Source organism: Sivoneniella epilithica UHCC 1019 (genome assembly GCF_040830845.1).
Lineage (GTDB): Bacteria > Cyanobacteriota > Cyanobacteriia > Leptolyngbyales > Leptolyngbyaceae > ULC077BIN1.
This window is the reverse complement of sequence record NZ_JBFPDP010000121.1, coordinates 1-830: the sequence shown is the minus strand read 5'-3', so window position 1 is coordinate 830 and position 830 is coordinate 1. Positions and strand designations below refer to the sequence as shown.

The window sequence follows — 830 nt, the reverse complement described above, 5'->3', positions numbered from 1 at the left end:
AGCACCTATGGGGAGGCTGTTGCTGAAGTTCTCTACCAGGCAGGACATCAGGTGAGCATTGTCAATCCAGCCCGGATCAAAGGCTTTGCTCAAGGGGAGTTGTCTCGCACCAAAAGCGACAAAGCGGATGCGGCTTTGATTGCTCGTTTTTGTGCCGCGATGCATCGGAGTTTATGGCAACCTTTGCCCGATGAGGTCAAGCAACTTCAGTCCTTAGTGCGACGGGTGGATGCGCTCAAGGATATTTACCAACAAGAGTCGAACCGCTTGGAAACAGCGAGTGCTCAAGTGGCAATGTTAATTGAGGAACACTTGGACTACTTAAAAGCCGACATCCAGCGAACCGAGCAGTTGATCAAAAGCCACATTGACCAGCATCCTAACCTCAAACAGCAGTGTGATTTGCTCAAGAGTATTCCGGGGATTGGGCAGACAACTGCCGCCTTGATTCTCGGTGAACTGGGTTCAGTCGAGACGTTTGAAAGCGCCAAGCAGCTAGCCGCATATATGGGCTTGAGTCCACGAGAACACAGTTCAGGCAGTTCGGTACGGGGCAGAACCCAGTTATCGAGAACCGGCAGTGGGCGATTACGCAAAGCGTTTTATATGCCAGCGGTCGTCGCCAAGCGACACAATCCGATTATTCGAGTGTTTTGTGTAGCTCGCTTCCCGTAGGGTACGATTAGCAACACGAGGCAAGAACAATATGCAGATTATTGGGGCAGCGATGCGAAAGTTAGTGCATTTGGTTTATGGAATACTGAAGTCGAATCGTCCATTTGACCCCAACTTCCTCACCACTACCCCTTGACTTTCAAGACAGCATCTAC

Annotated in this window: 1 protein-coding gene; it reads left to right on the top strand. The window is 50.5% G+C overall.

What is annotated here, in order from left to right; genetic code table 11:
• On the top strand, positions 1-675 hold a 675-nt coding region (locus AB3R30_RS26915), incomplete at its 5' end, for an IS110 family RNA-guided transposase (protein ID WP_458652277.1).
• Between the last annotated feature and the right edge of the window lie 155 nt (positions 676-830).